Raw genomic sequence first — 26,294 nt, forward strand, 5'->3', positions numbered from 1 at the left:
ACTTTTCACTATTTACGGAATTATGGCACGTACAATACAAGAAATACAACAGATTATCTATAATGCGAAAGAGCGAGAAGAAGCTCTAAACGGACTTAACTCAAACTCAAGAGTAGCTATATGGCGACTGTGGGTTTATATTATCTCGGTAGCTATTTGGAGCTTAGAAAAGTTATTCGACTTACATAGGACAGATATTGATAAACGCCTTACTGAATTAAAACCTCATACTGCACGCTGGTATAGAAGTAAAGCCCTTGCCTTTCAGTATGGTTTTGACCTCTTACCCGACAGCGATAAGTTTAACAACAAAGATAAGACAAAGGAGCAGGTAGAGGCGAGTAAGATTATAAAATACTCGGCAGTGGTGGAGAGTAATGACGGTAGATTGATAGTAAAGATAGCCACTGAAAACGGGGGACGGTTACAGCCTATTACAGCAGATGAACAAAATGCCTTTAGCGGTTATTTATCAGAAATTAAAGATGCTGGAGTGCGCACTACGGTTATTAATTATCTGCCTGATAAGCTTGTTCTGAACCTTGATGTGTATTACGACCCGTTAGTATTGGATAGTAATGGAAGCGATGTGCTTTACGGCAAACGCCCTATACAAGAAGCCATAGAGGGTTATCTTAAAAACTTACCTTTTAACGGTGAACTTATTGTAGCACATCTTGTAGATGCTTTGCAACAAGCCAATGGGGTGAAAATACCTCACTTAAAAGAACTCAAAACAGCGTGGATAGACCCCGAGACCAAAGGCTATGGAGCATTACAAAACATAGGAGTTACCCAAATACCGCAAAGTGGTTACTTTGAGGTAGACTGGAATGCTTCACAAATAAAATACATCACAAAATGATATTTAATTTCAAAATAGAAAAATTGGTCATTCTACTTATACCTTCTTTTTTGCGAAAGGCAAGAATGGTAGGATGGATAAGAACGCTTAGTGCTCCTATCAGTCAGTTGTATTATGACTTTATTCAGAAGAGATATTTGGATATTAAGAAACTTGGACTGAATGGGCAAGTGTGTTACTTACGCAAAGCGCTAAATGATGCATTCGACATTGAGCAACGGCGCATACGCATATGGGACGGCAATCAGTACAAAGGACAGTATCTTTATACTGAAGGAGAACAAAAACCGAAGTTTTTAGGGGCTATGTATTTACATCGTGAGGTAGATTACAGCGATACAGGAGTAGACTTTATCGTAAAAATACCTTTGGAGATATGGGAGGCGAAGAAGATTCCTACAAGTGAAATAGGGAAGTACCGTTTCTTTGAGATAGAAGCCCTAATAGATTTTTACAAATTAGCGAGTAAACGATATATTATAGAAGTATAGAAATTATGAACAGTATTAATGTAAACCAAACGGGAGGTTTCCCACTAACTACCGATGTATTAAGTTATATGCAGAATGCTTATAAGATATTCAATGCAATGAGTGGTATTTCAGGAGATTTAATTATTCTTTCGGGGTGTGAAGTAGTAGGGAACACGGTGTCAGACGGAGTAGTAGCCATTGAAGGAGAAATATACCCTTTTCAGGGTACGACACTTGGCTCTCACGTGTTTATTAAGGAAGTGAACACATCTAAAATTTTTGAAGACGGCTCACAGAAAACAGTACTTGTGGAGAAAGTAGCTACTTTTGGCAGTAGTACAAAGAGTTATCCGTGGGAGAGCTTCAGACGAGTGTTAAGTAACAGACAAATAGAAGAGAAATCTTTTACAGAAGAAACCTCTTTGCTGAAGCGCTTGGAGAAATTAGAAGAGCGCGTAAAGAAAACGGTACCCTTGGGGTTAGTAGCAATATGGGGAAAACCAGCTAACATTCCTTTACCAGAAGGTTGGCGAGAGTATGAACCTTTACAAGGACGTATGGCTGTGGGCTATGATCCCAATGGTAACAGTAGCTACCGATTAGAACAAATATTATTTGCAGGAGGTGAATTGGAACATACCCTTACAGTTGCAGAAATGCCCAAACTGACGATACCTTATAAAGATATATATTATTCTGAAAATGGAGGGACAGTTTATATTCACGGGGGTATTGGTTCGGGAGATACTGATCACGATAATAGAGGATTAGAAATGGATAGAACAACGATATTTAGTGGAGGTGAAAAACCTCACAATAATATGCCTCCTTACCGAGTGATTCGTTTTATAGAATTTGTAGGATTTTAATTTTAAAACTAAACGATATGACAGCAATAGAGACTTTAAAGCAATGGTTTTCTAACCTTAAAAAACCAACGCAAGAGCAATTTTGGGCTTGGTTGGATAGTTTTTGGCACAAAAGCGAAAAGATACCAATGGCAAGCGTAGAGGGTTTGGATAAACTTGTAGAAGGAACGGCTTCGGCTGAACAATTGAGTAATCACCTAAACGATACACAAGCACATAAGGTGTTATTTGACAAAAAAGTGGATAAGGTAGAGGGTAAAGAATTAAGTTCAAATGACTTTACTAATGAATATAAAGAGAAGTTAGAGGGGCTTCATCAAGTAGATATTTCGAGACTCTTACCAAAAGGAGATTATACGGGTACGGCACAAGACTTAAAAAAACAGATTGATGACAAAGCAGACAAGAATCATAAACATTCGTGGGGAGATATTGAAGGGAAACCTAACACTTTCATTGATACACAAAACTTTTTGAAGAAAAAATGCAAGAAGGTTTCAAAATTGAGGCAAGCAAACTGAATGATTTTGTAAATAGATCTTCAGGTTCTTATGTTGTAAAATATGGCAATGATGATTGGGGAGGTTTATTGTTGGTCTTTAGGCGAAGTGGTTCTTCGGCATCTTCGTTAGAATTTCTAATGAGTCATTACATTTATGGAACTCGTTTGAGCGTAAGACACAGTATTGATGGAGTTCGTTATGCAGGTTTTTTTAAACAGCTTGCTTGGTATGATGATGTTATAAGAGCTGGTGTTAGAGTTGGAGAAGACACAACTTTAAATGTAAACCATCAAAATCAAGTAGTTTTTGTAACCAATGCTTGTAGAATTGAGCTAAACCAAATTCAGAATATGGGTTCAGTTTCTTTTCGTAAGGTTTTTGATGATGGAACAGTAACCTTTACCTGCACAGGGAAAAACATCATCTACACAGGTGATACTACTTTCAATGGCAAGAAAGGCTCTACAGCGGTGATTTCTATCTACGAAAACGATTGTTACATTGATATAAGAAATATTTAACTATGAATGCAATACAATTTTTTCAATGGGGATCAGTAAAGAATCAGGTAGATGATAAAATGGATAGAAAAGAATTAGTTACTATAAGAGTCGATGCAAGATATAAACAGGTAACAGCAAGCGTTATAGGAATTAATTCAATAAATTTTAATGTTTTAGATCCTATAGTTTTTAGTTTTGGTTTAAATAGCCACGGTTATTTTGATTCATTGGGTAAGTCTAAAAAACAAATTCTTTCAGAAATCTCTAATGTTCATTTGACTATTAATAAACCAGAAAAATACTTTATAAAAGTATTTAATTTAAAAAAAGAAGAAATTTCAAGTAAGTTGAATGATAAAGATAAAACAAATATAATAGTCGCTCCAAAAGGGTACTATTTCCCTATGCTAGAAAATACAAAAAATGTAATAGAAACAGATGATTTTGAGACATCAGAAGAAAATATACAACTGAGATTTTATTTACAATTAATTAATAAGGAAACGAAAAAGATGAGCGATACAGTTTTTTATACTTTTAATTTGTATCCAAATAATTAAAAACTATGTAAAAAAACGTCATCTAAAGCTCATCGGTAGACTTATCGTTTGCACAGAACCTTATAGTCTACTTTACACACTACTGACTTTGCTTATTGTAGCTTGTTTCTTTGGCTTTGGGTACTTTCTCTTTTGTCCGATTACCAACAAAGATTTTTACTCGCTCGACGATACCCAACGTTGGCAGTATGAAACCTTGTGCAGGTGCTCAAGTCCTGAACCAAAAAGCTACAACGCCTGTTGGGTTCTATGGTTAAACCCAGTAGCAACAGCTATAACTCTTGTTTTATTATTCACTTTAATATTCTAAGAAAATGAAAGAATTTATAACAAAATACAAACCTTTTGCAATTGAAACAGAGCGCAAAACGGGAATATCACACCTATTCATACTGGCGCAATCGGCATTAGAGACGGGCTGGGGTAAGAATGTGCCCGGTAATATGATGTTCGGCGTGAAAGCTAGCAAGGATACACCTGCAAGTAAGAAGCAGTTAGTGTGTACTACGGAGGTACTTTCCGTGCCTATAGTAACAAAGGGACTTTTTCCTAAGATTATCAGCATTACTAAGCGTGCGGACGGCAAATATTTGTACGTGGTGAGGGATTGGTTTAGGAAGTATGATACCCCAGAAGAGAGTTTCACCGACCACGCTCAATTCTTCATCAAAAACGAACGCTATGCAAAGGCATTGTTAGTAAGAAGCAACCCGTATAAGTTTGCAGAGGAGGTTGCTAAAGCGGGTTACGCTACCGCTCCTAACTATGCGGATACTTTGAAAAAAGTGATTAAAATGATTGAACAAGCAAAATAACTATGTATGAAAAGAGTTTTATTATTGATGTTACTCCTTTTGTCAGTGATTGGTTGCAGAACCAAAAAAGTAGAAACCTACACACAAAGGCAAGTCCAGAAAGAGCACTTTATTACCAATAAAGATAGCTCCCAGCTCTTTGTTCAGCAGTCTCTCAAGTCTGAATGGTCTGACCTGTCCGCCACGTCTTTCGAGATTGAACTTGAAAACGACAAAGACAGCCTTGGCAATGCTAAAGAACTCACCTATACCCGCACTCGGGACGGCAATAGTGAGACTATAAGGGTACGCAATGGCAAGGTGAAAATTAAAGCTATCAGAGCCCACTCTAAGAGCTTACAGCAGGCTGATACTACTCTTTATAAGCAATCCTACGCAAGTGCTCAAACTGAAGTTCAAAAGCACGAAATACAGCAAGCTGAGCAAATACGAAAACACACTCAAAGTACACCATTAAGGTATATTCTTTGGTTGTTACTGCTCGTAGTTTTAGCTTATGTATATTGGAGATACAAGCGTTTTAAACAGAAGATTTAAAACTTAAGTAAAAAACGAGCTACTTCATTGCGAGGTAGCTCGTTTTTTTATCTGTATAACTTTATGTTATTTACCTATTGACCACACAGTGTAGCTATTGGCGGGTACTTGTATAGTTACATTGCCATCGCTATCGGTAACAAAAAATAAATGACTATTACCAGAGTAATCTATTAGGGGTTTGTTTTTCCAATGGGTGGTGATTGTACGCTTGGCTGGGAGAGTACTGTTGTTGATAAAGAGCACTAAGCCCGGACTTTTCTCGTTGCCCAGACGTGAGGCTACATACTCTGTATTAGAAGCTAAGTGAAATTTCTCTTCGCCTACTGCCAAACTGCGGTTGATGAGCATTAGCTTTTGTAGCTTGGCTTTGAAAGCCTCATTTTCGTAATCGGAATAGAAAATACAAGGGTAGCCACTATGGGTAAGAATATAGGCGTATGCCATTAGTTTTTTATCAGGCGCAATGGTATTGTCCGCTATTTTGTCTTTCTCAGTATCGTGGTTAGCTGTAAAAGTAACGGCTTTTTCGGTGCGTAAGGTTCTAAGCATTGGGTGGGTATCGGTCATCAGTTCGTGCATATCTTTATTGCGGTCTAATGCCTTTTCGAGGGCATAAAAACAAGCAAAGTCGAAAGCACTTGCACCGCTCTCGTCTACCCATTTTTTAAGTGTTTCTGGGTTGCCGTCCCACAATTCACCTACGGCGAAACCACCTACTGCTTTTAGCCAATCGCGTACTACCCAAGCTCCAAAGCTCTTCACATAGTCAAAACGCCAACCGTCAAACTTCATTGTATTCTTGTAATACTTAGCCATTGAGTTATCTTTTTCCCAAAGTTCTTCACGTACATAGGGTACTTTATGCGAGAGGTCTTGTTCTCCGTAAAAGTCAGCTCCTTCGTCAGAAGTTGCATATTTATTAGGGTGAAAGCACTCATAGTTGCGGTTAAATCTTCCAGAAGCATTACCGTGGGTTTTATCGAAAAGGGTGTAGGTTTCTTTATTGCGGTAAGGGTTCCACTCTTTGCCTCCGCCATTGTTATGCCCTATAACTATATCGGCAATTACTTGCAAGCCACTTTCGTGGGCTTTGCTGATGAGGTTTTCGAGTTCAGCGCGTGAGCCGAAACGGGTTTTTACAGTGCCGTGTTGGTTATATTCGCCAAAATCGAAATAATCGGAGGGGTCGTAGCCCATAGAATAGCCCCCAGAAGCGCCTTTGGTGGCAGGTGGTAGCCATATGCGGTCTACCCCGTTGGCTTTCCACTCAGTGAGTTTAGGAGTAATAGTGTTCCACCATTCCCCGCGGGGTTCTACGTCCCAATAGAAGGCTTGCATCATTACGCGATTGCCGTTGTCTATTTTAGTAAGGTCTAAGGGAACTGTATTTTGGGGTTCTGGGTTGTCGTTGTTGCTTTTTTTATCGCAGGAAAAGGCGAGCAATCCTGCGAGAAGGTATATATAATATTTCATATTTTTGGTATTTAAATGATATAATACAGGCTGTTCGACACTGTCGGACAGCCTGTATTCTGTTATAATTTTTCTATCTTGTAAGTACCTTCTTTGGTTTTTACATCAAAAGAGAAAGAAACGTTGTAAGTGCCTGCACTCACTTTGATGTTATTTCCACTATCTTTAAGCTTACCACTAAGAGCGGTTGCAGGGTTATCAGTGCTATCAGCACCAAAGTTTGTACCCCAAGAGTGATTTAAACGGAATTTTATTTCTCCATCTACAAGGGTTACATTCTTTACTACCCAAGAGTTGGTGCTACCTTCATAGGTCATTGCGATATCATCGTTATCACCCCAACCTTTTGCACCGTTGCCAATAAGTCCCCAAGAGTATTTTTCGATACTATAAGTAAGCGCTTTTTCGTTAAAAGTAATCTTATAAGTACCTGCTAAGACAGCAATATTATCTCCTTTGGGCACTAATTTACCGTTACTTCCACCATATTCGGGACCATTCCAAGAGTTATCTTTGCGGAATTTGATTCCACCAGCATTTAAAGTGGCATAGGCTACCAATACGTCTCCTTCTTTCCACATTTTGATATCAGGCTTACTGCCCCAACCGGTATCATCTCCCACAACTCCCCAATCACTTGGTTTGATTTCATCAAGGAAAGGGGTTACTTTCAATTTATGCTCGGAGGAAAAATTACGTTGGTCGCTGAGGACTAATCTTACCGCTACGGTAACTTCGGTCGTTGTTCCTGCTGTAATTTCTAAATCACTTATAAGATAGTCATTTAACTCTTTACCTGTGATAGCAAGAGGGGATTTCTCAACTGAAATAGATTTCTCCTTTTTTCCATCTTTTCTTACAAAATTAACGGTATATTTAGGAGCAAGGTTTATGTTGAGGTTTTTGGTTTCCCAAGAAACAGTAAGAGCTGTTTGAGAAGCGGTGCCCTGTGTAAGTACTACGTTGTCGGTAGATAGGGAAGCCTCTATTTTGGCATCGGCATTAAGGGTTGCCTTTTCTTCGTCTTTTTCGCAGGCTACCAATGAGATAAGCCCCATACATAGTGCTGCTGTTTTAAGTATATTTTTCATAGTATTCTTTTTAGTATCCTGTATTTTGAGTAAGGTTTTCATTAGCGGTGCGTGCATCTTGAGGGATAGGATATAAGTTCCTATAATCGGGCACTGCTACACCAGAAGCGGCACCTCCTTTGAAAGACCAGAGGTAAGCACCTCCTGTAAATTTACCATAACGAATAAGGTCGGTACGGCGCAATCCTTCCCAGTACAATTCACGAGCGCGTTCATCTAAGATAAAATCTAAGGTAAGGTTGCTATCGGCTATGTTGCCAGAGGCGTTACCATAAGCACGGCTACGCAATTGGTTGATATAACCTAAGGCAGTAGCTCTATCACCTCCTGTACCACCGCGTAGCACGGCTTCAGCATAAGTAAGATATACTTCGGCTAAGCGAATGAGCGGTAAATCGGTGTCGGGGAATTTCTTTTCGGGGTCTTTACCTGCGGCTCCTGTAGAGGTTATGTTCTTGAATTTAGTAATGGCATAACCTGACTTTGTAAAGTCTTTTAAGTCTGTGTTCTCATAGGTTTGTCCATCGGTATAGAACATCGCGCGTTTGTCTTTCCAAGCGGTAGGCTCGTTATTACCATTGCGTGCTGATACCTCAAATTTATTAACGAATTCTTTAGGAGCTGTAAGACCACTCCAACCGTCGTTAATACCCAAGGAAGAGGCATTCATATTTCCTCCGGTAGCTCCGTGTATAATGAAAGCTGTACCTCCAAAAGTTTTGGTATTAAGCCCATCAAAACTTGCTAAAAATATAAACTCGTTCTGAGCGCCATTGCTGTTGTTATCGGCAAGGAACAACTCGTCGTAAGCGGTACCATTGTTATTGGCATCGGTAGTGTTTAAGCTATAGGAAGAGGCAATTACCTTTTTAGCATAGGTAATACAATCGGTATATTTATCTTGTCCTATATACACTTTAGCATTGAGGTATAAACGAGCGAGGAGCGCTTGAGCGGCTACCACATCTACACGTCCGTATTCATTAGCACGTGCGGCTTTTAGTTTGCCCTCTAAATCCTTTAACTCACTTTCTACGAAGTTAAAGAGTTCGGCACGTGTGTTTTGAGCAGGTTTTAAATCTGCCTTAGAGGAGGTTACCAAAGGTGCTTTCCCAAAAGCATCTATTACATTGTAATAAGCATAAGCACGGATAAAGCGCGCTTCGGCAATATAATAACCTACTTCGGGGTCAGAAGCTAAGGCTTGTGCGTTATCTATAAACGAGTTCGCAAAAGCGATTTGTTGCCCCAAGCGGTTGTAATAGGCATTGTTAAAGGTGTTAGCAGGTGTCCAACTCATATTGTGGAAGTCGGGCACACCAGCATCACTCCAGCGAATGATAGCCTCATCGGTACTGGCTACTTGTAAGTAGAATTGCATACGAGTGTATCCAGTAGAACCTTCATCAGCACCTGCTATATCGCCATCACCGCTGGGACCTTTTTGCCCAGTAAGCGATAATGAGGCATAAATTTTAGCTAAGGCACCTTTAGCTTCAGTAGCGTTTTTAAACACGTCTTTTTCAGTAAAGCTATCGGGGTCTATAGGCTCTTGGTCTAAATCTTTCATACAAGCACTAAGCGAAAGTGCTAATATTACCCCAAAGATACTATGTTTGATATATTTTTTCATACTCTGTATTCATTAAAAGTTAACATTCAAGCCCAACAAGTAAGTTTGAGGGCGTGGATAAAGGTTGTTGTCGATACCAAAAGTAGCTCGATTGGTAGCACTATCTACTGATAATGCTTCAGGATCTAAACCACTGTACTTAGTAATAGTCAATACATTTTGTACAGTACCATAGAGGCGGATGTACATTTTATCGGTATGAGGGAAGGTGTAACCTAAGGTGATATTATCTAACTTGAAGAACGAAGCGTTCTCTAAGTAGTAATCGCTTAACCACGATTGGTCGTTATGGCGTTGGAAATTACTATTCGCTTTAATATTGCGCAAGAAACCACTGTTAGCAGTAATTTCGCCGAATTGGTCTAAGCGTGATTGGGTGTTATTGTACACATAGTTACCGATATTTGCACGGGTAGTGATGTTTAAATCCCAATTCTTGTAGTTCAAATCGGTACCAAAGCCCATTGTCACAGGGGCAAAAGGCGATTTGTACAAGTAGCGGTCGCCTTCGTCTATTTTGCCATTACCGTTTCTATCTACAAAAGCATTTTCTACTGGATTGCCTTGTGCGTCGTACACTTGTTGGTATACAAAGAAAGAGTAAGGGGTTTCACCTTCGCGGTGTAGTTGTACACGGTTACCAGTACCTCCTGAGATACCTCCGGCGGGTTGGTCATCGGGCATTTTGGTAATCTTATTTTCGTTGTAAGAGATATTGTAATTAAAACTCCAACGGATATTCTTCTCAATATTACGGATAGGAGTTATGGTCAAACCAAGTTCAATACCTTTGTTTTCCATATCCCCTACATTGGCATTTACACGGTTTTTAAAGTTGGTAAAGGGGTCGATAGTGGTTTCGGCTATCAGGTCTTTGGTTTGTTTGCGATACACATCGAGGGTACCTGTGATGAGGTTATCTAACAAGCCAAAATCAATACCAGCATTGAGGGTATTACCAATTTCCCAACGTAGGTTTTTATTGGTTACCCCAGGGCGGTAAGTTTGATAGAAGCTATCGCCCAATTGATAAGAAGCTCCGTCTTGGCTACGAGTGTAATTGGTAAGGAAGAGGTAGTCGCCCAAACCATTCACGTTCCCTACTTCACCATAACCAAAACGCAGTTTGAGTTCGTTAAGAGTTTTGTTGTCTTTAAGGAAGTTCTCGTTGCTCACGTTCCAAGCCAAGGCTACTGAAGGGAAGTAACCCCAACGGTCGTCTGGGTTTAGTTTAGAAGATGCGTCGGCACGAAGGGTAGCGGTAAAGAGGTAACGATTCTTATAGCTATAGTTTGCACGACCAAAGAAAGACATCAATACATTTCTATTCTTGTCGATGTTAGGTACGATTTTGTTATCACCTGGGTTAGTGAAGTAAGAGTAATCAGTAGAGTTATTGTCAAATTCGAATGACTGATAAGAGTGTCCTACCATTAGCCCTATATTATGAGTTTCTTTGATGTCCTTCATATAGTTTATATAAGCATCAAAGAGCTTGTTGGTAGCTTTATTAGTATAAGTAGTTTTAGCTCCGTCGAAACCAGGAGTAGAGGTAGGCATACGGCGGTCGGTTATTTTATCACCTTCCCCTTTACTGTAATCAATACCCACGTTTACACTAGCGGTAATATCTTTAAAGAAAGGCAAGGTATAATCTACTTTAGCATTCCCAATAAAACGATACACTTTAGAAGAATCGTCTAAAAACTTTAGCATTGCCATAGGGTTGTTAGGAGCTAAGTCGTAGCGGCTGCCATTATTAGGGTTCACCCAAGCGTGGTAACCTCCATATTTAGCGAGACCTCCAAACACTGACTGAGTAGGGTCGTACTCTACGGCTGCCCCAATAGCATCTTTATTAGCAAAACGGTTTTGCATATAAGTACCATTGGCATTCAATTCTAATTTCAATGATTTATCAAAGAAAGTAGGGTTCAAGCTAATTTTGGCATTGGTACGTTTGAAGTTATCGGTGCGCAATATCCCATCGGCATACGAATGTCCTACTGATACACGGTAAGGCAAAGTTTTGTAAGCGCCAGAGAGCACCAAAGTACTATTGCTCATTGGAGCAGTTTGGTAGATTTCTTTTTGCCAATTAGTATCGGCATTTCCTAAGAGCGCTTCGGCAGCAGGGTTATTCAATCCTTTTACTGTTTGGCGGAATTGGTTAGCATTCATTACATCTACGTATTTGTTTACATCTTGTACGGCGATGCTAGTATTGAAGCTAATCTTCAAATCTTGGTTTGCTTTTCCTTTTTTGGTGGTAATCATAATAACTCCATTGGCAGCACGTGAACCAAAGATAGCGGTAGACGAAGCGTCTTTTAGCACGGTCATACTCTCAATATCTTCGGGGTTGATAGAGTTGAAGATACTACGAGAACCACCCACGCCACCATCGTTCATTGGCACACCGTCAATTACAATTAGCGGGTTAGAAGTTAAGGACAAAGAGCCATTACCACGGATACGGATAACTTGTCCTTCACCGGGAGCTCCACCAGTAGAAGCCATCTGTACCCCAGCTATTTTACCTTGGATGAGCTGGTCAGCATTTACGGAAGGAGCTTTGTTAAAGTCTTTGTCGGTCACCAAGTTTACAGAGCCTGTTAAGTCTTTTTTCTTTATAGCACCATACCCAATGACTACCACGTCTTCCAATTGTTGTGTATCCTCTTGGAGAACGATGTTCATAGTACCTGCTTTAGCAGCTACTTCTCGGCTTTTATAGCCTACTGATGAGACCACAAGGGTAACCCCTTTGTCTACTTTTAACTCAAAATTACCGTCAAAATCGGCAGCAGTACCGTGAGAGGTACCTTTTACAAGCACACTGGCACCCATCAAAGGTTGTCCAGAGCCGTCTTTCACTGTTCCTTTTACAGTGATTTGCTGTGCATAACCAAAAGCTACGCACAAGAAAAACATTACTGTACAAAGTAGTTTGTTCATTTTTACTTTCATATATAATAATATTAATTTGAAAATTTGTGAATTAGTAAATTAGCAAATTCAAATTTTCTCATTCTCTCATTTTCTCATTCTCTCATTTTCTCATTTTTCCCATTCTCTAATTTCTTCTTCATTGTTCCTATAATAGTATTAATAATATAAATAATACTTAATAGTTCTTCCTTTTCCGTTTCTGTGTTAGGATAATCCCTCGAATACAAACACAAATCTAACCAATACATTGTTTCTTCAGCTTCCTTAGACGCGATTTTAAACTTATGAATAAAATCCTGCTGACTTTCAGCATTCTGAGCTTCTCTTATATTAGCTCCTATGGAAGTACCCGACCTTAATAATTGGTTTGCAATAGCATACTTTCTATTCTCTTCCAGAACATTACATAACTCAATAATTCTAAGAGAAAACAAGAAAGTCTTTTCTAAAATTATATTCGGTTTATCCATAAATTGGTCATTCTTTAATTTTCTAATTTTCTCATTTGCTAATTCTCTAATTCTCTCATTTTCTAATTTTCTAATTTTCTAATTTGTATCGCATACCCTCCGCCTTGAGCAGCGGTGAGTTTTAGCTTTGTTTTAGCATTTACTTTTTGTTTGGTGATGGTGTATGCCTTCGGATTGGTTTTCCAATTGGCATCTTTGGCATCAGCGTAGATAGTAGCCTCGTACTTCTTACCTTTGTCCAAGAAGTTGAGCAGAAGCTCTGAGGTATGTCCGCCTTCGTGAGCCGTACAACCTACGTACCAATCGTTGCTGTGTTTATCTTTACGCGCAATGGTGATGTAACGTCCTGGTTCTGCTTCAAGATATACGCTCTTTTGCCAATCTACGGGTACATCTTTAATGAATTGGAAAGCGTCCATATGCTTCTCGTAGTTCTCTGGCAAGTCGGCTGCCATTTGTAGCGGACTGTACATTGTTACATACAACGCTAATTGGCGTGCCAAGGTACTGCGTATCTGACTGTTATTATTAGGATTTACATACTTCATTTCGGTCTCGAAGATACCAGGAGTATAGTCCATAGGTCCTCCTTGCAAACGAGTGAAAGGCAAGATAGTGGTGTGGAATACTTTATTACCTCCAAAAGCCTCGTACTCAGTACCACGAGCTGATTCGTTACCTATCATATTTGGGTAAGTACGGCAAATACCGGTAGGGCGTACGGCTTCGTGCGCATTCACCATTATTTTGTGTTTAGCAGCTTCTTTAATCGCATAGAGGTAGTGGTTAATAGTCGATTGGCTGTAGTGGTGTTCACCCACAGGGAGGATATCGCCTACATATCCGCTTTTCACTGAGTTGTAGCCGTATTGGTTCATCAACTCGTAAGCGGCTTTCATATGGCGCTCGTAGTTGCGCGTAGAGCCCGAAGTTTCGTGGTGCATCATCAGTTTCACACCTTTAGAGTGTGCGTAGTCGTTCAGTGCTTTAAGGTCGAAGTCGGGGTAAGGAGTTATAAAGTCAAACACATAGTCCTTTTTGTGTCCGAACCAGTCTTCCCATCCTATATTCCAACCTTCCACAAGCACTTGGTCGAAGCCGTGTTTTGCTGCAAAATCGATGTATTTGCGCACTTCTTCGTTGGTAGCGCCGTGGGTGCCATTAGGTTTGGTTTTGGTGTAATCCACCGTATTAAGGTCTACTGCAGGAAGGTCGTTGGTATAACTCCAAGAGTTTTTACCGGTAATCATTTCCCACCAAACGCCCACATACTTCACAGGTTTAATCCACGAAGTATCGGCAATAGCGCAAGGTTCGTTGAGGTTGAGAATAAGGCGTGACGCTAAGATTTTACGAGCGTCATCACTCACCATAATAGTACGCCAAGGGCTGTGGCAAGGAGCCATTAGATAGCCTTTTGCTCCTTGTGCATCGGGCGTTAGCCACGATTGGAAGACGAAAGTCTTGTCGTCTAAGTTCAGGTTCATTAGCGAGTAGTTCACCAAAGCCGCTTCGTGAAGATTGATATACAAGCCGTCTTTGGTTTTCATCATTAAGGAAGTTTGTACGCCGGTAGGCGAGAAAACAAACTGCGATACGTTGTCACTCATCGCTTGTTTCATCAAGCCGCGAATTTCGGAGAGCTTACTTTCCGTATAGTCGTATTCTTGGGTATCGTAGTCCCCAGGAATCCACCAAGCGGTGTGGTCTCCGGTCATCGCAAACTGCGAGAGTTCTTCCTCTATTACAAAATAGGTGAGTTCTTTTTGTGAAGGGAACTCATAGCGGAAGCCCACTCCCTCGTTGTACACGCGAAAACGAATGTTCATTTTTCGGTGGGTCTTCTCTTGTTGTAATTGTACGAGAAGTTCGTTGTAATGGTTGAGAATCTCGCTTTCTTCTCCCCATACAGGTTTCCACGTTTCCTTAAAAGTAGACTTTTTGGTGTCTACTACTTTAAAGTTTTGGGTTAACGGCTCAATTTTCTTGATTTTAGAGTCGTCCGGAAGGCTTTTTTCATTATAAAGAGGTGTCCCGTCCGCTTTTAATAAATGGGAGGAGACTACTTCTCTTATTTTAAAGCCCAAAGTACTTTCATTGATCACTGCTTTGTTTTTGTAAGTCACCTTATACGAAGGCGTCCCATCAGCTTTCAGTGAAAAAGTGAGCACTACGTTGCCGTCAGGCGAGCTCTGTTGCTGTGCCATAGCGAGGGGCATAGCAAAGATGCTCATCAATAAGATCATCTTTCTCATCTTTTATTGCTTTATAAGTGTTAAAATTGGTACAAAGTTACGGAAGTTTTTTTAACAAACAAATTTTTCTTTACTTTTTTTAAGAAAAATTTATGATACATCATAAAGTCAATAAGTTAAATAAGTTTTTAGCTGTCGTATTTTTATCTTTTACTACTCACTTTTTACTTTTTTATACACTTTCATCAAGTTTTCAAACACTGCCTCGTCGGTAAAATGCTGGGCGTGTCGGTAACCCTCTTCTACCATTTGCCTGCGCAACACCTCATCAGTAGTAATGCTTACAATAGCCTTACGTATCTCTTTTTCAGCATTTTGTAAGTTCACATAAACCGAATGTGTTCCACCTGCTTCGGCAAAACAACTTCCCAGCGAACTAATCACAGGGGTTTTGCTAAATAACGCTTCTATAATAGGAATCCCAAAACCTTCAAAAATCGAAGGATAGCAAAACACCTCAGCAAGCTGGTAGATAATCGCCAAATCTTCCATAGGCACGTTACTCAGTGCTTGCACGCGGTCTTTAAGTTGGTGTGTTTCACAATACGCCTCTATTTGTTGGTAATAAGCCGTTTGCTTACCCACCAAAACTAACGAAATATCTGGCAGAGGTTCGATAGCTTTCACTATTTCAAGTGCGTTCTTGCGGGGCTCAATAGCGCCTACGTTCAATACAAATTTTTCGGGAAGATGATATTTTTTACGTATAGTTTCCTTCTGTGTTTCGGTATATATTTTCTTAAAAGCTCGGTGACAGCCTTGGTATACCACCGTTATTTTCTCTTCTGAAATACCTAAATAACTGATGATATCTTGTTTAGTCTGCTCACTAATAGCGATGATGTGTTCTGAATGTTGTGCGGCATACAAGAACTTGCGATAATGTATTTTTCTGTCGAAAAACGAATACAATTCAGGATAACGCATAAAAATAAGGTCGTGAATAGTAACTACCGTAGGTATGTGTTTATAAATCCCCTTAGGAATTTCTCCTGAAAGTCCGTGATAAATGTCAATGGGAAGTTGTTTAGCTATATCAGTGATTTTTACACTGCGCCATAATGATTTTAGCTTGCGCCAGAAGAAAGATTGTGGAGTGATTTCGGTGGTGTGTTCATCAATCACCACTCCCTGAATTTCGCGTTTTTGTGGGTTGAAGAGGTATAAATGCCCCACCTTGTGTTCTTGTAGTATGCGAATCAAATCCCGACTGTAATTCCCTAGTCCGCGTGTGTTATGGAAAGCCCGTTTAGCGTCAAAAGCGATGTTCATAGTTGCTCAATGAAATGATAAGGTAATATGAACTGCAAAGGTAATAAATTAAAACGATACAAACAAAACAGTATTTAAAACCCCCTTACCTTCATCTTTTCTTCACTCATTCACTACTTGTCCCTGTGGCTCGCACCGTTTTTTGTATGAACTTTGCCAAAGTTTCAAAACTTTGGCAAAGTTGAAGTCCACTAATAACCTTCTTTTTATCTCTATCTTAGTTTTAACTTACCTTCACCTTTCCTTCGTTCATCATTCATTGTAGAGCCACTGTAGAGCCACTGTAGACCCACTCATCGTTCACCCTACCTTTATCTTATCTCCGCTCCACCTCCGAACAACCCTCGTCTTTCACCCTAATACCCGCCACTACTTTTTACTCACACCTAATTTATTTAATCGATTTTTTCTCTCATTTCCTCATTCTCTCATTTTCTCATTTCCTCATTACCCTCATATCTTTTATCTTTTACCTTTTACCTTTTACCTAAATCAGTACGCCCTCTCTTTATTCCCTTCATAAAAGTTAATAAACGCCCTATTCACTACCCTATTGCCACCATTGGTAGGGTAATCACCCGTGAAATACCAATCGCCCAAATTCTCAGGGCAAGCCTTATGCAGGTTGTCTACCGTTTGGAAGATTACTGCTACTTCTGAGGCGAAGTTCTTTGGCAAAAGTAAATCTCTTATCTTGTCCGAAATCTCTTCATCGCTGAAAGGAGCATACACTTCTTTTACGTAATTCACTACCTTGTCATCACTTAGTGCTACTTGGGTAAGACATTTTTCGTACACTTCTTTTATGATGTGGTAAGTCCCTCTTTCGTGGTGTAAAGCCAAAGCAGCTTGGAACGCTACAAGGTCTTCTAAACGCGCCATATCTATCCCATAACAATCGGGATAGCGTATTTGAGGTGCCGAAGAGACGATCACTATCTTTTTGGGCTCTAACCTGCCTAATATGCTCAAAATACTTTTTTTAAGGGTCGTACCCCGCACAATACTATCGTCTATAATTACCAAAGTGTCGCCTTTTTGTACCGAACCGTAGGTAATGTCGTACACGTGCGCCACGAGGTCGTCTCTGCTACTGTCTTCGGTGATAAAGGTGCGCAACTTCACATCTTTAATCGCTACCTTTTCAGTGCGTACTTTTTCAGAGAGAATCCTAAGAATTTCACTTTGAGTCGCGGTTGCTAATTGTTTTGCTTTCTGCTCGTTGAGGTATTGTTCGGCTGCTTCTATAAGTCCCAAATACGATGTTTCAGCCGTGTTAGGAATATAAGCAAAAACCGTATCTTTCAAGTTGTGGTCTATCGCTTGGGCAATGCGAGGAAAGAGCAACTTGCCCAACATCTTGCGTTCGCGGTAAATATCTTGGTCGCTACCACGAGAGAAGTAAATGCGCTCAAACGAACAGGCTTTGCGTACCCTTGGGGTAAGTATCTCTTTTACTGCCACCTCTCCACTCTTCTTGATGATAATCGCATTCCCAGGCGGTAACTCGTGTACATTCTCGTATTTTACATTGAAGACCGTTTGTATAGCCGGACGTTCCGACGCTACCACTACCACTTCTTCATCTCGATAGTAAAACGCCGGACGAATACCCGCAGGGTCGCGGAGTACAAAAGCATCGCCGTTACCTATCATTCCTTCCATTGCATAACCACCGTCCCAATACTTAGCTGCGCGCTTCAAAATACGCTCTATATTCAGCCGTTCGGCAATAAAAGGCGACGCTTCCTGTTTGGTATAGCCCTCTTCTTTCAGTTGGAGATAGAGTTTTTCTACCTCATCGTCTAAGAAATGACCGATACCTTCCATTACAATCACAGTGTCGGTTTTGTCTTTGGGGTGTTGTCCAAGGTGTACGAGGTTTTCGAAGAGCTCGTTTACATTGGTCATATTGAAGTTACCCGCCATAATGAGATTGCGGTATATCCAGTTGTTTTCGCGCAAGAAAGGGTGTACATTCTCGATGCTGTTCTTGCCAAAGGTACCGTAGCGCACGTGCCCCATTATCACTTCGCCTATGTAGGGGAGTTCTCTTTTCTGCAAAGCTACATTGTCTTTCAGTGCAGAATTCGCCTTAAATCCCTCGTTGATACGCTGATTGATGCGCGTAAAGATATCTTGCACCGGTTGCGCCTCGTTGGAACGAATCCTACTGATATAGCGTTCTCCGGGTTGCATATTCAGCTTGATGCTCGCCACTCCTGCACCATCTTGCCCACGGTTGTGTTGCTTTTCCAGCATCAAGTACATTTTATTGACGCCATAGAAGGCAGAGCCGTATTTTTCTTTGTAATATTCCAAAGGTTTGAGCAAGCGGATAAGAGCAATCCCGCACTCGTGTTTGATAGTGTCACTCATTTACAAATAAGAAAAGGCGTTGCATAGGCACGCCTTTATATAGGTTTTAAAATTGATATACTACTTCTAATTTATGGTTGCTAAGAGCTCGCTTGGCTTTCTCTAAGTCCTCAGTAAAGCCCAAAATATAGCCTCCACCCCCCGAACCACATAGTTTTAAGAAATAATCGCCCGAGTCGATTCCCTGCTTCCAGAGCGTGTGAAATTCTTTCGGAATCATCGGTTTGAAGTGGTTCAGCACAATGCCCGATAGACTCTTGATATTCCCAAACAGCGATTTGAAGCGTCCCTTCAAAAAGTCATCTATACAAGCATCGGTATATTTGATAAACTCATCTTTAAGCATCTTCTGGAAAGCCTCGTTCTTCATATTCTCCATAAAGATACGTACCATAGGAGCCGTTTCGCCTATCACACCACTGTCGAGCAAAAACACTGCGCCTTTTCCGTTAGGCGTTTGCGAGGGAATGCCGGTAGGCTCTATATGGTCCTGTGAATTGATAAGTATCGGCAAACTCAGGTAGCTGTTCAGTGGGTCTAAGCCCGAAGAAGTGCCGTGGAAGAACGATTCCATCTTGCCAAAAATCGCTTTGAGTTGCAATAGCTTTTCGCGGGTAAGGTTTTCCATTGCACTGATAGGCTCAATAGCATATTCGCTGTAAATAGCAGCTACCAAGGCGCCACTACTGCCCACGCCATAGCCTTGTGGGATACTACTATCGAAGTACATACCCTCTGCTATATCAGCATTGAGCTTTTCAAGATTGAAGCGCACAATCGGGTTTTCTTCCTCCATAAGGTTTTGTAAGTAAGTAGCGAACTCCCGCAAAGCCTCATTCGATTTGCGAGCATCTTCTTCTTTTTGCTGGTGTGGCTCACACTGTCCGTGCGACTCGCACTTCTTCAGTGTCCCCTTATAAAAGTTATAGGGGATTGCCAAGCCTTTGGAGTTCTTGATAATGCCATACTCGCCAAAGAGGAGTATTTTAGAATAGAAAAGTTTCATTTTTTAGGTAAAGTCTGCGTTAGCAGGGTAGTATATGAGTAATAACAGACTGCAAAGGTACACATTTTTCGAATATCTCAAATATTTTTCTGAGAGAAATATTTTGTTAATCAGCGTCAGTTCTATATATCAATACTGATTCACACTTGTGTTTACATTGTAGTCTGTGAAATCCAGCAACGCAGTTGTCAATTTGTACCCATCACATTTATCAATTGTCAATTATCAATTGAAAGACTATCTGTTTAATCTATGCCAGATATTCAAGCAACTTGATGCCTATTTGTTTGATTTTTTTAAGATTTGTAAGATTTCTGTAGCGTAAGCTACACTTCCTTTACGTCCAACTCAATTCGTCCCTCGTCATTCGTCATTTGTTCCCTTTTTCGTCATACTTCCCCTAGTGCCTATGGACTATTGTCTCCCTCCCCATTTTCTAATTTTCTAATTTGCTAATTCGCCAATTATCCCTTCTCCTTTTCGTCATACTCCCCCCTATTGCCTATGGCCTAAGGCTTCCCACCTCCCCATTTTCTTTGCTAATTCCCCAATTATTCCTTCCCTTTTCCGTCATAATCCCGCCTATTGCCTAAGGCCTAAGGCCTATTGCCTATTCCTCTTTCTTTCGTCTCAAAACCCCGTTTTTACCATTTTTACCCTTGTCGTATCACAGTATGAATCAACAACTTATATACCCTTTCTATACCAATCGTCCAAGATTCGTATAAGCTTCCTATAAGCTCTCTATAAGCTAACCCCACCCTCCTTACACCCTTTTTTCACCAAAATTCCCTTCAACCTCCTTTTGGAAATCTCCGTTTTCTTCCGAACTCCTCAACCCTCCCCATTTGCTAATTCTCTCATTTTCTAATTTGCTAATTTTCCCACCCCCACATACCCAGCTGTGAGCTCTCGCTGACTTTGGCTTGCACCTTTGGCAAAGTTAATCGTCCGTCGCTTCTCCCCCTAATGCCTATGGACTATGGCCTTTTCTAATTAAAAGTATATTTCAAAAAGTGTTTAGGTACTGAAAACTTTTATTTTTAGAATCAGGAAGATATAAAAGTGAGGTTCAACGACAGAAATTTTTAGAGCATTTATAACTTATAAAAATGTATTTGTCCTAACTTTATAACTATCAAAATGTTCACTAAAATTGTTAATAACTGTGTTGATAACTATTTTGTTTTTGTTGAAAACTTGTCACTTTATTCCGTATCTTTGCCCCAGCAACTAAGGAAAAAACACTTCCCCTTTTTAGGGAACTTATAAAAGCAACATTATTCAATGCGTTATAAATGAGTGATTTATATAAATCACTCAGCACTTTCTTTCTCTCTAACTAAAAGAAGAGGGTTAAAAATAAACTCATTAGGCTATGTTTGTATTATATAAACATTCCTTATACATCACATACTTGAAAATTGTTAATAAAATAGAGAAATTAGTGACCATTATCATTACAACTTGGAAACTTAATGCTCGAGAAATTAAAATTTGTATCTGAAATAATAATAAAATAAAAAATTATGTCTAAATTCACCAAGCTTACAGCTGAACAGCTTCAAACAAAGCGTAATTTCATCGAAAATTACCTACAATCTCACAATGCCGCTACTGGGTCTCTCTTCGATGCCAATGCCAATGTGGCACATAAAAACATCGCTACGATGGAGGCAGAACTCAATAAAGATATCAATATCCAAGTGAACCGTTCGCTCGTGTCTCACAAAATCGAACAGCTCTTTGGCAAAGAATTAGCCGATGAGTATATCCGTCAGATTGAGGAACACGAAATCTACGTGCACGACGAAACGAGCCTCAAACCTTATTGTGTGAGCGTTTCGATGTATCCTTTGCTCTTGGACGGGCTCGTAAAACTCGGCGGTGAAAGCAAAGCTCCACAACACTTGGCAAGCTATTGCGGGTCGTTCGTGAACTTCCTCTTTTCCGTTTCCTCACAATTTGCAGGAGCAGTAGCCACAGTAGAGTTCCTAATGTACTTCGACCATTTTGCGCGCAAAGACTATGGCGACGATTATCTCAATACCCATCGTGAAGTGATAGAAAACGAACTGCAACACGTAGTATACGCTATCAATCAGCCAGCAGCAGCACGTGGCTATCAGTCAGTATTTTGGAACATATCGCTGTATGACCGCCCTTATTTCGATTCGATGTTCGGTACATTCGTTTACCCCGATGGTAGCAAACCTTCTTATGAGTCTTTAGACAAGCTCCAACAGTTCTTTATGCATTGGTTCAATATCGAGCGCACCAAGGCGATACTCACCTTCCCTGTGGTAACCGCAGCAATGCTCACTAAGGACAAACACGTGTACGACGAGCATTTTGCGCGCTTCTGTGCCAAAGAGCTCAGCGAGGGGAATGCCTTCTTTATATATCAATCAGATAACGCCGACTCCTTGGCAAGTTGCTGTCGTTTGCGCAATGAAATTTCCGATAATACCTTTAGTTATTCACTCGGGGCAGGAGGTGTTTCTACCGGTAGTATTAATGTGATAACCATTAATATGAATCGCCTCTACCAAAAACACTTGTCGTTGGAACGCACCTTAGATAATATCCATAAATACCAAGTAGCTTATCGCGCTATTGTTCAGGATTACAAAGATGCGGGTATGTTACCGGTGTACGATGCGGGCTTCATCTCACTTGATAAGCAATTCCTCACCGTTGGTATCAACGGAATGGTGGAAGCTGCCGAGTATTTAGGGATTCGCATTTCCGACAACCCCGACTATAAAGCATTCATCAACAAAAACCTCAAACTAATTTACGACAAAAATAAGGAAGCTAAAGGCAAATACGGCTTTATGTTCAATACCGAGTTTGTACCTGCCGAGAACTTAGGCGTGAAGAATGCTGCTTGGGACAAAGCCGATGGCTTGCAAGTGCCACGCGATTGCTACAATTCGTATTTCTACATTGTGGAAGATAGCTCTCAAAACCTTATCGATAAGTTCTATTTACACGGAAACGACTATATACAGTACTTAGACGGCGGTTCGGCTTACCACTGCAATCTCGAAGAATACACTACTGCCGAAGGTTTTTATAAGTTGCTAAATGTAGCCGCTAAAACGGGTTGTAACTACTTCTGCTTTAATATATGCGTAACCGTGTGCAACGATTGTGGCTATATCGATAAACACACGCACGACCACTGCACCCATTGTGGTTCTGAAAATATCGACCACGCGACACGGGTGATAGGCTATCTCAAACGCATCACTAATTTCTCTAAAGACCGACAAAAAGAAGCTAAAATACGTTACTATGGGAACGCTACGGTATAGCAGTTACGATATAGTCCTCCAAGAAGTACCCAACGAGATATCCCTGTGTTTTACCATCACAGGGTGTCCGTTAGGCTGCGAAGGTTGCCATTCCGAATATATTTGGGACGGTAGCAAAGGCTGTGCGCTTACTAATGAAGGTTTGGAACAACTGCTTAGCAAGTATGAAGATATGATAAGCTGTGTGCTGTTTATGGGAGGCGAGTGGCAGGTAGAGACCCTGCTCTCGCTTATCTTCCAAGTGAAGTGCAAACGGCTGAAAACGGCACTCTATACAGGACTCAACCTCAAGCAAGTACAGCGCAAATACCCTGAGTTGTTAGGGTGTTTAGACTACATCAAAACCGGCAAATGGTTACCTAAACTCGGTGGCTTAGACAGCCCCACCACCAATCAAGAGTTTTTAAACCTACAAACCGGAGAGGTGATGAACAAAGTGTTTTTAAAGGTAAAAGGAAAGAGCTAAAAGGGATTTATGTTTCATACTTTATTAAAGTTCATTATTAGCTAATTGATAAATTATTTCTATCTTTGCAAAAAATATTAAGACTATGGGAGTAGCAAAAATTACATTCCAATCAGAAATACAAGCAGGAGATTTTCCTTTTATTAAAAGAATTTTGAAGAGTCTTAAAGCTACCTAAGGTCGTCAAAGAAGAAAAAGATGAAAGTCTGATGACTAAGGAAGCTTTTTTTGCTAAAATAGACCGTGCAAGGGCTGGTAAAAAAATACAAATGAGTAGGGAAGAACTGAGAAAATTGATGTTTGACTAATGGAAAACATCGGTTTATATACGAAGTTTTTGAAGAGGAGAAAAAGGTAGAAGTACTTTCAGCTTTTGGACATTATAATGACAAATAACACGTACAGCTATCTCTTCTTTTATTATCGCTTGTGTGATGGGAGTGATAGACTACAACATACGAAAGGCAAACAATAAGGAATAAAAGAGAGCGACTTAATTAAGTCGCTCTCTTTTTATTATTTATTTAGTACTCTCTTTAAGGTGAAGGTAGCTAATACTAAATACACCAAACACAGTGCCCACATTCCCATCCAATACGGCATAATGGTAGTGAGATGAGCACCCATCTGGGTAATAGAAATAAAACCCTTGCTCCCTAAGGTAGTAGGTACAATATACGAAAAAACACTCAGCCATTCGGGCATCGCTACGGTAGGCCACGAAAAGCTGGTAAGCATCACAGCAGGTAAAGAGGTGTACATAATAAGCATAATCGCATCTTCACGACGGCGCAAGAAGTTCAGCAAGCAAAGCCCCATAAATACAATCGACAGGATAAAAGGTATCATAAAAACCATAGTGCTTAGTATCGTGCTACGTACAGGAATGCCAAACAATGGCATTATAATTCCTAAAATAATGAGTAATATCACCATTGAAAAGGCTAAATAAGTAGTAGCTTTCCCCATTACAATAGGCAAAGCTCCCCAGAAACTATCGGAGTTAGGATATATTTTTTTAAGTTTGTTGCCTTCTCGCATCGTTCCTCCTAACATACCTACGGCAGTGAGTATGGTAGTTTGAAAGATAATTACAAGCACTATGGGAATAAGGAAAGTAGCATAACCTAAAGAGGGATTGTATAAGCTCACTACTTGGGCACTCGCGGGCATTGCCTCATCGCGTGCTTGGGTAGGGAGTTTGCCTTGTGCCGAAGTGCGTTTCACCTCAACCCCTGCATTCAGGTAAGTAGCCGACACTTTAGCGGCGGTAAGTATTTGCTTGTAATAAAGCATATAAGAAGCATCGGCATAGACCGATATAGTGGGTTGTTCTCCGCGTTGTAGGTCACGTGCAAAACCGTTGGGAATGGCTACTATCCCCCGTATTTTCTCCTGCTGAAAGGCTCTCTGAGCTTCGGTGAGGTTGAGGTAACTGCTGTAAATAGCGGTCTGACTTGTGGCATCAATCATACGTAACAACTGACGGCTTTGGGCTGTATTATCCTCATCTACTACTCCAATAGGAAGCTCTTGCAAGGTCTCTTCGGAATAGAGATAAGTATAGATAAACGACACGGCAATCGCTACAATTACAAACGAAAAGAATACCGCCTTGTCGCGAAATATATATTTGGCTTCCCAAAGCATCGCACGAGTGAAATCGGCTGAACTTTGATATATGTAACTTTTAAACTGTTTCATAACCTCCTGATTTTATCTTTTTCACAAACATAGGATAAGCCACTATAAGCAACAGTCCAAAGAGCAATAATGCCAGAAGCGGTTGCCACGTCATCTCTACAGGAATGCCCTTAATGGCGCGATTTACATAGTATTTCATAAAATGAGCATACGGAAAAATTTGCGCTAAATACTGCAAACTCTTAGGTAGCCCTTCCATAGGAAAAGTATAAGCTGCAAATGAGAAGGCTATCGCTGTAAAACCACTACCTACTGTCAGAGCCGTACGGAAATCGGGAAGCATAGACACAAAGGTAATCCCGATAATCTGATAGACGAGTACTAAGGCAAAAGTAATAAGCACCACATTCAGCATTGGGATATGCAAAGGAGCCCCGATAAGCTCAAAGAGGAGGTAATTCATCCACCACGCTACAAAAAGGAGCACTAAGGTATAAGGGAAGAGTTTCCCCACAAGGGCTTTCAGCGGACTGCCACCTGCTTGTTTGAGCCACTGTTTCCCTCGATGGTAGCGGAATTCTACTCCTAATACATACACCGTTACCATCATTACAATCATTTGGAGCATCATTGGCAAGAGTGCTGTGAGCAGGTAATAGGCATAATTAGAATAAGGATTGTATAGACCGTGGTCGTCTACCTTTACGGGTTGAGCTTCGGCGCGTACCTTCTCAGTTTGTTGCCCTTTTTGCATTTTCTTTTTCATCACCAAGCCTGCTGAGAACATCCCTACGGTAGTTTGGAAATCCTTTTGGATAAGACTTGCCCCCAGCATAAACTGACTATTGGTATAGCAAATCACTGATTGGTTTTCACCTTTGAATAGTTTCTGCTGAAAGTCGGCAGGGATAACGATAAAGCCCATTATCTGCTGTTGCTGGATAAGTCGTTGGGCTTCTTGTTCATCGGTGAGTTTGATTTTTAGGTCGATGTTAGGGGTAGCATCAAGCATACGCAAAAGGTTCTCGGACAGCTGACTTTGGTCGTAATTGATATACGCCATAGGGAGGTCGCGTGGTACTCCTTTGTAGAATACCGCCGCAAAGAACCCAAAGATAACCAAGGGAAACACCAAAACGTAAAACAGCCGTTTGGGTGATAGGAAAAGGTTCTTGCATTCTTTTTTAAATAAATACATAATTAAT

General features: G+C 40.5%; 21 protein-coding genes. 10 read left to right on the forward strand and 11 right to left on the reverse strand.

Annotated features, from left to right (window positions below):
• The first annotated feature begins 22 nt into the window (after nucleotides 1–22).
• From C3V44_RS09040 to C3V44_RS09075, 8 genes are all read left to right on the forward strand, one after another.
• Nucleotides 23–865, forward strand: a complete 843-nt coding sequence (locus tag C3V44_RS09040; RefSeq protein WP_015781912.1) for a hypothetical protein — start codon at nucleotides 23–25, stop codon at nucleotides 863–865.
• Nucleotides 862–1,356 (forward strand): hypothetical protein, encoded by a 495-nt coding sequence (locus C3V44_RS09045; RefSeq protein ID WP_106096232.1) that lies wholly within the window; start codon nucleotides 862–864, stop codon nucleotides 1,354–1,356. Before C3V44_RS09040 ends, C3V44_RS09045 begins: the two co-directional genes overlap by 4 nt.
• Before the next feature lie 5 nt (nucleotides 1,357–1,361).
• Complete coding sequence (locus C3V44_RS09050; RefSeq protein ID WP_106096233.1) at nucleotides 1,362–2,207, forward strand: hypothetical protein; 846 nt, start codon at nucleotides 1,362–1,364, stop codon at nucleotides 2,205–2,207.
• A gap of 17 nt (nucleotides 2,208–2,224) precedes the next feature.
• Complete coding sequence (locus tag C3V44_RS12390) at nucleotides 2,225–2,728, forward strand: hypothetical protein (RefSeq protein WP_254425429.1); 504 nt, start codon at nucleotides 2,225–2,227, stop codon at nucleotides 2,726–2,728.
• Complete coding sequence (locus C3V44_RS12395) at nucleotides 2,692–3,231, forward strand: hypothetical protein (RefSeq protein ID WP_254425430.1); 540 nt, start codon at nucleotides 2,692–2,694, stop codon at nucleotides 3,229–3,231. Before C3V44_RS12390 ends, C3V44_RS12395 begins: the two co-directional genes overlap by 37 nt.
• A 2-nt stretch (nucleotides 3,232–3,233) precedes the next feature.
• Nucleotides 3,234–3,773, forward strand: coding sequence for a hypothetical protein (locus C3V44_RS09060; protein WP_106096234.1), 540 nt, complete (start codon nucleotides 3,234–3,236; stop codon nucleotides 3,771–3,773).
• Between the two features lie 314 nt (nucleotides 3,774–4,087).
• Nucleotides 4,088–4,588 carry a glycoside hydrolase family 73 protein gene (locus tag C3V44_RS09070; RefSeq protein ID WP_106096235.1) on the forward strand — a complete coding sequence of 167 codons (501 nt, stop codon included), beginning with the start codon at nucleotides 4,088–4,090 and terminating at the stop codon, nucleotides 4,586–4,588.
• A gap of 6 nt (nucleotides 4,589–4,594) precedes the next feature.
• Complete coding sequence (locus C3V44_RS09075; protein WP_106096236.1) at nucleotides 4,595–5,125, forward strand: hypothetical protein; 531 nt, start codon at nucleotides 4,595–4,597, stop codon at nucleotides 5,123–5,125.
• A gap of 66 nt (nucleotides 5,126–5,191) precedes the next feature.
• Here the strand turns inward: C3V44_RS09075 and C3V44_RS09080 are convergent, their stop codons facing one another.
• The 9 genes from C3V44_RS09080 to C3V44_RS09120 form a co-directional block, all read right to left on the reverse strand.
• A complete protein-coding gene (locus tag C3V44_RS09080) occupies nucleotides 5,192–6,601 on the reverse strand; it encodes an alpha-amylase (RefSeq protein WP_106096237.1) in 1,410 nt (469 codons plus the stop codon).
• 62 nt (nucleotides 6,602–6,663) lie between these two features.
• On the reverse strand, nucleotides 6,664–7,692 hold the full coding sequence (locus tag C3V44_RS09085; protein WP_106096652.1) for a SusE domain-containing protein: 1,029 nt from the start codon (nucleotides 7,690–7,692) through the stop codon (nucleotides 6,664–6,666).
• A 10-nt stretch (nucleotides 7,693–7,702) separates the two neighbouring features.
• The gene (locus tag C3V44_RS09090; protein WP_106096238.1) at nucleotides 7,703–9,325 is read right to left on the reverse strand and encodes a RagB/SusD family nutrient uptake outer membrane protein; all 1,623 of its coding nucleotides are present in this window, start codon (nucleotides 9,323–9,325) and stop codon (nucleotides 7,703–7,705) included.
• Between the two features lie 12 nt (nucleotides 9,326–9,337).
• Nucleotides 9,338–12,295 (reverse strand): TonB-dependent receptor, encoded by a 2,958-nt coding sequence (locus C3V44_RS09095; protein WP_106096239.1) that lies wholly within the window; start codon nucleotides 12,293–12,295, stop codon nucleotides 9,338–9,340.
• Nucleotides 12,296–12,369: 74 nt separating this feature from the next.
• Nucleotides 12,370–12,747 (reverse strand): four helix bundle protein, encoded by a 378-nt coding sequence (locus C3V44_RS09100; protein ID WP_106096240.1) that lies wholly within the window; start codon nucleotides 12,745–12,747, stop codon nucleotides 12,370–12,372.
• 62 nt (nucleotides 12,748–12,809) lie between these two features.
• Entirely contained in the window at nucleotides 12,810–15,002 is a 2,193-nt protein-coding gene (locus C3V44_RS09105; protein ID WP_106096241.1) for a glycoside hydrolase family 97 protein, read from the reverse strand.
• Nucleotides 15,003–15,155: 153 nt separating this feature from the next.
• Nucleotides 15,156–16,274, reverse strand: coding sequence for a glycosyltransferase family 1 protein (locus C3V44_RS09110; protein ID WP_106096242.1), 1,119 nt, complete (start codon nucleotides 16,272–16,274; stop codon nucleotides 15,156–15,158).
• A gap of 492 nt (nucleotides 16,275–16,766) precedes the next feature.
• Nucleotides 16,767–18,653: an amidophosphoribosyltransferase gene (locus tag C3V44_RS09115; protein ID WP_106096243.1), complete on the reverse strand. Its 1,887-nt coding sequence runs from the start codon at nucleotides 18,651–18,653 to the stop codon at nucleotides 16,767–16,769.
• A 46-nt stretch (nucleotides 18,654–18,699) separates the two neighbouring features.
• Entirely contained in the window at nucleotides 18,700–19,659 is a 960-nt protein-coding gene (locus C3V44_RS09120; RefSeq protein ID WP_106096244.1) for a mevalonate kinase, read from the reverse strand.
• Nucleotides 19,660–21,188: 1,529 nt separating this feature from the next.
• Here C3V44_RS09120 and nrdD point away from each other — a divergent pair.
• Both nrdD and nrdG read left to right on the forward strand, forming a co-directional pair.
• Nucleotides 21,189–22,979, forward strand: a complete 1,791-nt coding sequence (gene nrdD, locus C3V44_RS09125; RefSeq protein ID WP_016478206.1) for an anaerobic ribonucleoside-triphosphate reductase — start codon at nucleotides 21,189–21,191, stop codon at nucleotides 22,977–22,979.
• Nucleotides 22,960–23,445: an anaerobic ribonucleoside-triphosphate reductase activating protein gene (nrdG, locus tag C3V44_RS09130; protein WP_106096245.1), complete on the forward strand. Its 486-nt coding sequence runs from the start codon at nucleotides 22,960–22,962 to the stop codon at nucleotides 23,443–23,445. The genes nrdD and nrdG overlap by 20 nt, the downstream gene beginning before the upstream one ends.
• Nucleotides 23,446–23,961: 516 nt before the next feature.
• Here the strand turns inward: nrdG and C3V44_RS09145 are convergent.
• Both C3V44_RS09145 and C3V44_RS09150 read right to left on the reverse strand, forming a co-directional pair.
• Entirely contained in the window at nucleotides 23,962–25,149 is a 1,188-nt protein-coding gene (locus C3V44_RS09145) for an ABC transporter permease (protein WP_106096246.1), read from the reverse strand.
• A complete protein-coding gene (locus tag C3V44_RS09150) occupies nucleotides 25,136–26,287 on the reverse strand; it encodes an ABC transporter permease (protein WP_106096247.1) in 1,152 nt (383 codons plus the stop codon). Before C3V44_RS09150 ends, C3V44_RS09145 begins: the two co-directional genes overlap by 14 nt.
• Between the last annotated feature and the right edge of the window lie 7 nt (nucleotides 26,288–26,294).

The organism is Capnocytophaga sp. oral taxon 864, from assembly GCF_002998835.1.
Taxonomy (GTDB): Bacteria; Bacteroidota; Bacteroidia; order Flavobacteriales; family Flavobacteriaceae; genus Capnocytophaga; species Capnocytophaga ochracea.

Bases quoted from the DNA above. Each gene is read 5' to 3' on its own strand.
- nrdD (WP_016478206.1), top strand. From the start codon at position 21,189: ATGTCTAAATTCACCAAGCTTACAGCTGAACAGCTTCAAACAAAGCGT.
- C3V44_RS09090 (WP_106096238.1), bottom strand. From the start codon at position 9,325: ATGAAAAAATATATCAAACATAGTATCTTTGGGGTAATATTAGCACTT.
- C3V44_RS09105 (WP_106096241.1), bottom strand. From the start codon at position 15,002: ATGAGAAAGATGATCTTATTGATGAGCATCTTTGCTATGCCCCTCGCT.
- C3V44_RS09050 (WP_106096233.1), top strand. From the start codon at position 1,362: ATGAACAGTATTAATGTAAACCAAACGGGAGGTTTCCCACTAACTACC.
- C3V44_RS09085 (WP_106096652.1), bottom strand. From the start codon at position 7,692: ATGAAAAATATACTTAAAACAGCAGCACTATGTATGGGGCTTATCTCA.
- C3V44_RS12390 (WP_254425429.1), top strand. From the start codon at position 2,225: ATGACAGCAATAGAGACTTTAAAGCAATGGTTTTCTAACCTTAAAAAA.
- C3V44_RS09110 (WP_106096242.1), bottom strand. From the start codon at position 16,274: ATGAACATCGCTTTTGACGCTAAACGGGCTTTCCATAACACACGCGGA.
- C3V44_RS09075 (WP_106096236.1), top strand. From the start codon at position 4,595: ATGAAAAGAGTTTTATTATTGATGTTACTCCTTTTGTCAGTGATTGGT.
- C3V44_RS09095 (WP_106096239.1), bottom strand. From the start codon at position 12,295: ATGAAAGTAAAAATGAACAAACTACTTTGTACAGTAATGTTTTTCTTG.
- C3V44_RS09145 (WP_106096246.1), bottom strand. From the start codon at position 25,149: ATGAAACAGTTTAAAAGTTACATATATCAAAGTTCAGCCGATTTCACT.
- C3V44_RS09045 (WP_106096232.1), top strand. From the start codon at position 862: ATGATATTTAATTTCAAAATAGAAAAATTGGTCATTCTACTTATACCT.
- C3V44_RS12395 (WP_254425430.1), top strand. From the start codon at position 2,692: ATGCAAGAAGGTTTCAAAATTGAGGCAAGCAAACTGAATGATTTTGTA.
- C3V44_RS09100 (WP_106096240.1), bottom strand. From the start codon at position 12,747: ATGGATAAACCGAATATAATTTTAGAAAAGACTTTCTTGTTTTCTCTT.
- C3V44_RS09070 (WP_106096235.1), top strand. From the start codon at position 4,088: ATGAAAGAATTTATAACAAAATACAAACCTTTTGCAATTGAAACAGAG.
- C3V44_RS09040 (WP_015781912.1), top strand. From the start codon at position 23: ATGGCACGTACAATACAAGAAATACAACAGATTATCTATAATGCGAAA.
- C3V44_RS09060 (WP_106096234.1), top strand. From the start codon at position 3,234: ATGAATGCAATACAATTTTTTCAATGGGGATCAGTAAAGAATCAGGTA.
- C3V44_RS09150 (WP_106096247.1), bottom strand. From the start codon at position 26,287: ATGTATTTATTTAAAAAAGAATGCAAGAACCTTTTCCTATCACCCAAA.
- C3V44_RS09080 (WP_106096237.1), bottom strand. From the start codon at position 6,601: ATGAAATATTATATATACCTTCTCGCAGGATTGCTCGCCTTTTCCTGC.
- nrdG (WP_106096245.1), top strand. From the start codon at position 22,960: ATGGGAACGCTACGGTATAGCAGTTACGATATAGTCCTCCAAGAAGTA.
- C3V44_RS09120 (WP_106096244.1), bottom strand. From the start codon at position 19,659: ATGAAACTTTTCTATTCTAAAATACTCCTCTTTGGCGAGTATGGCATT.
- C3V44_RS09115 (WP_106096243.1), bottom strand. From the start codon at position 18,653: ATGAGTGACACTATCAAACACGAGTGCGGGATTGCTCTTATCCGCTTG.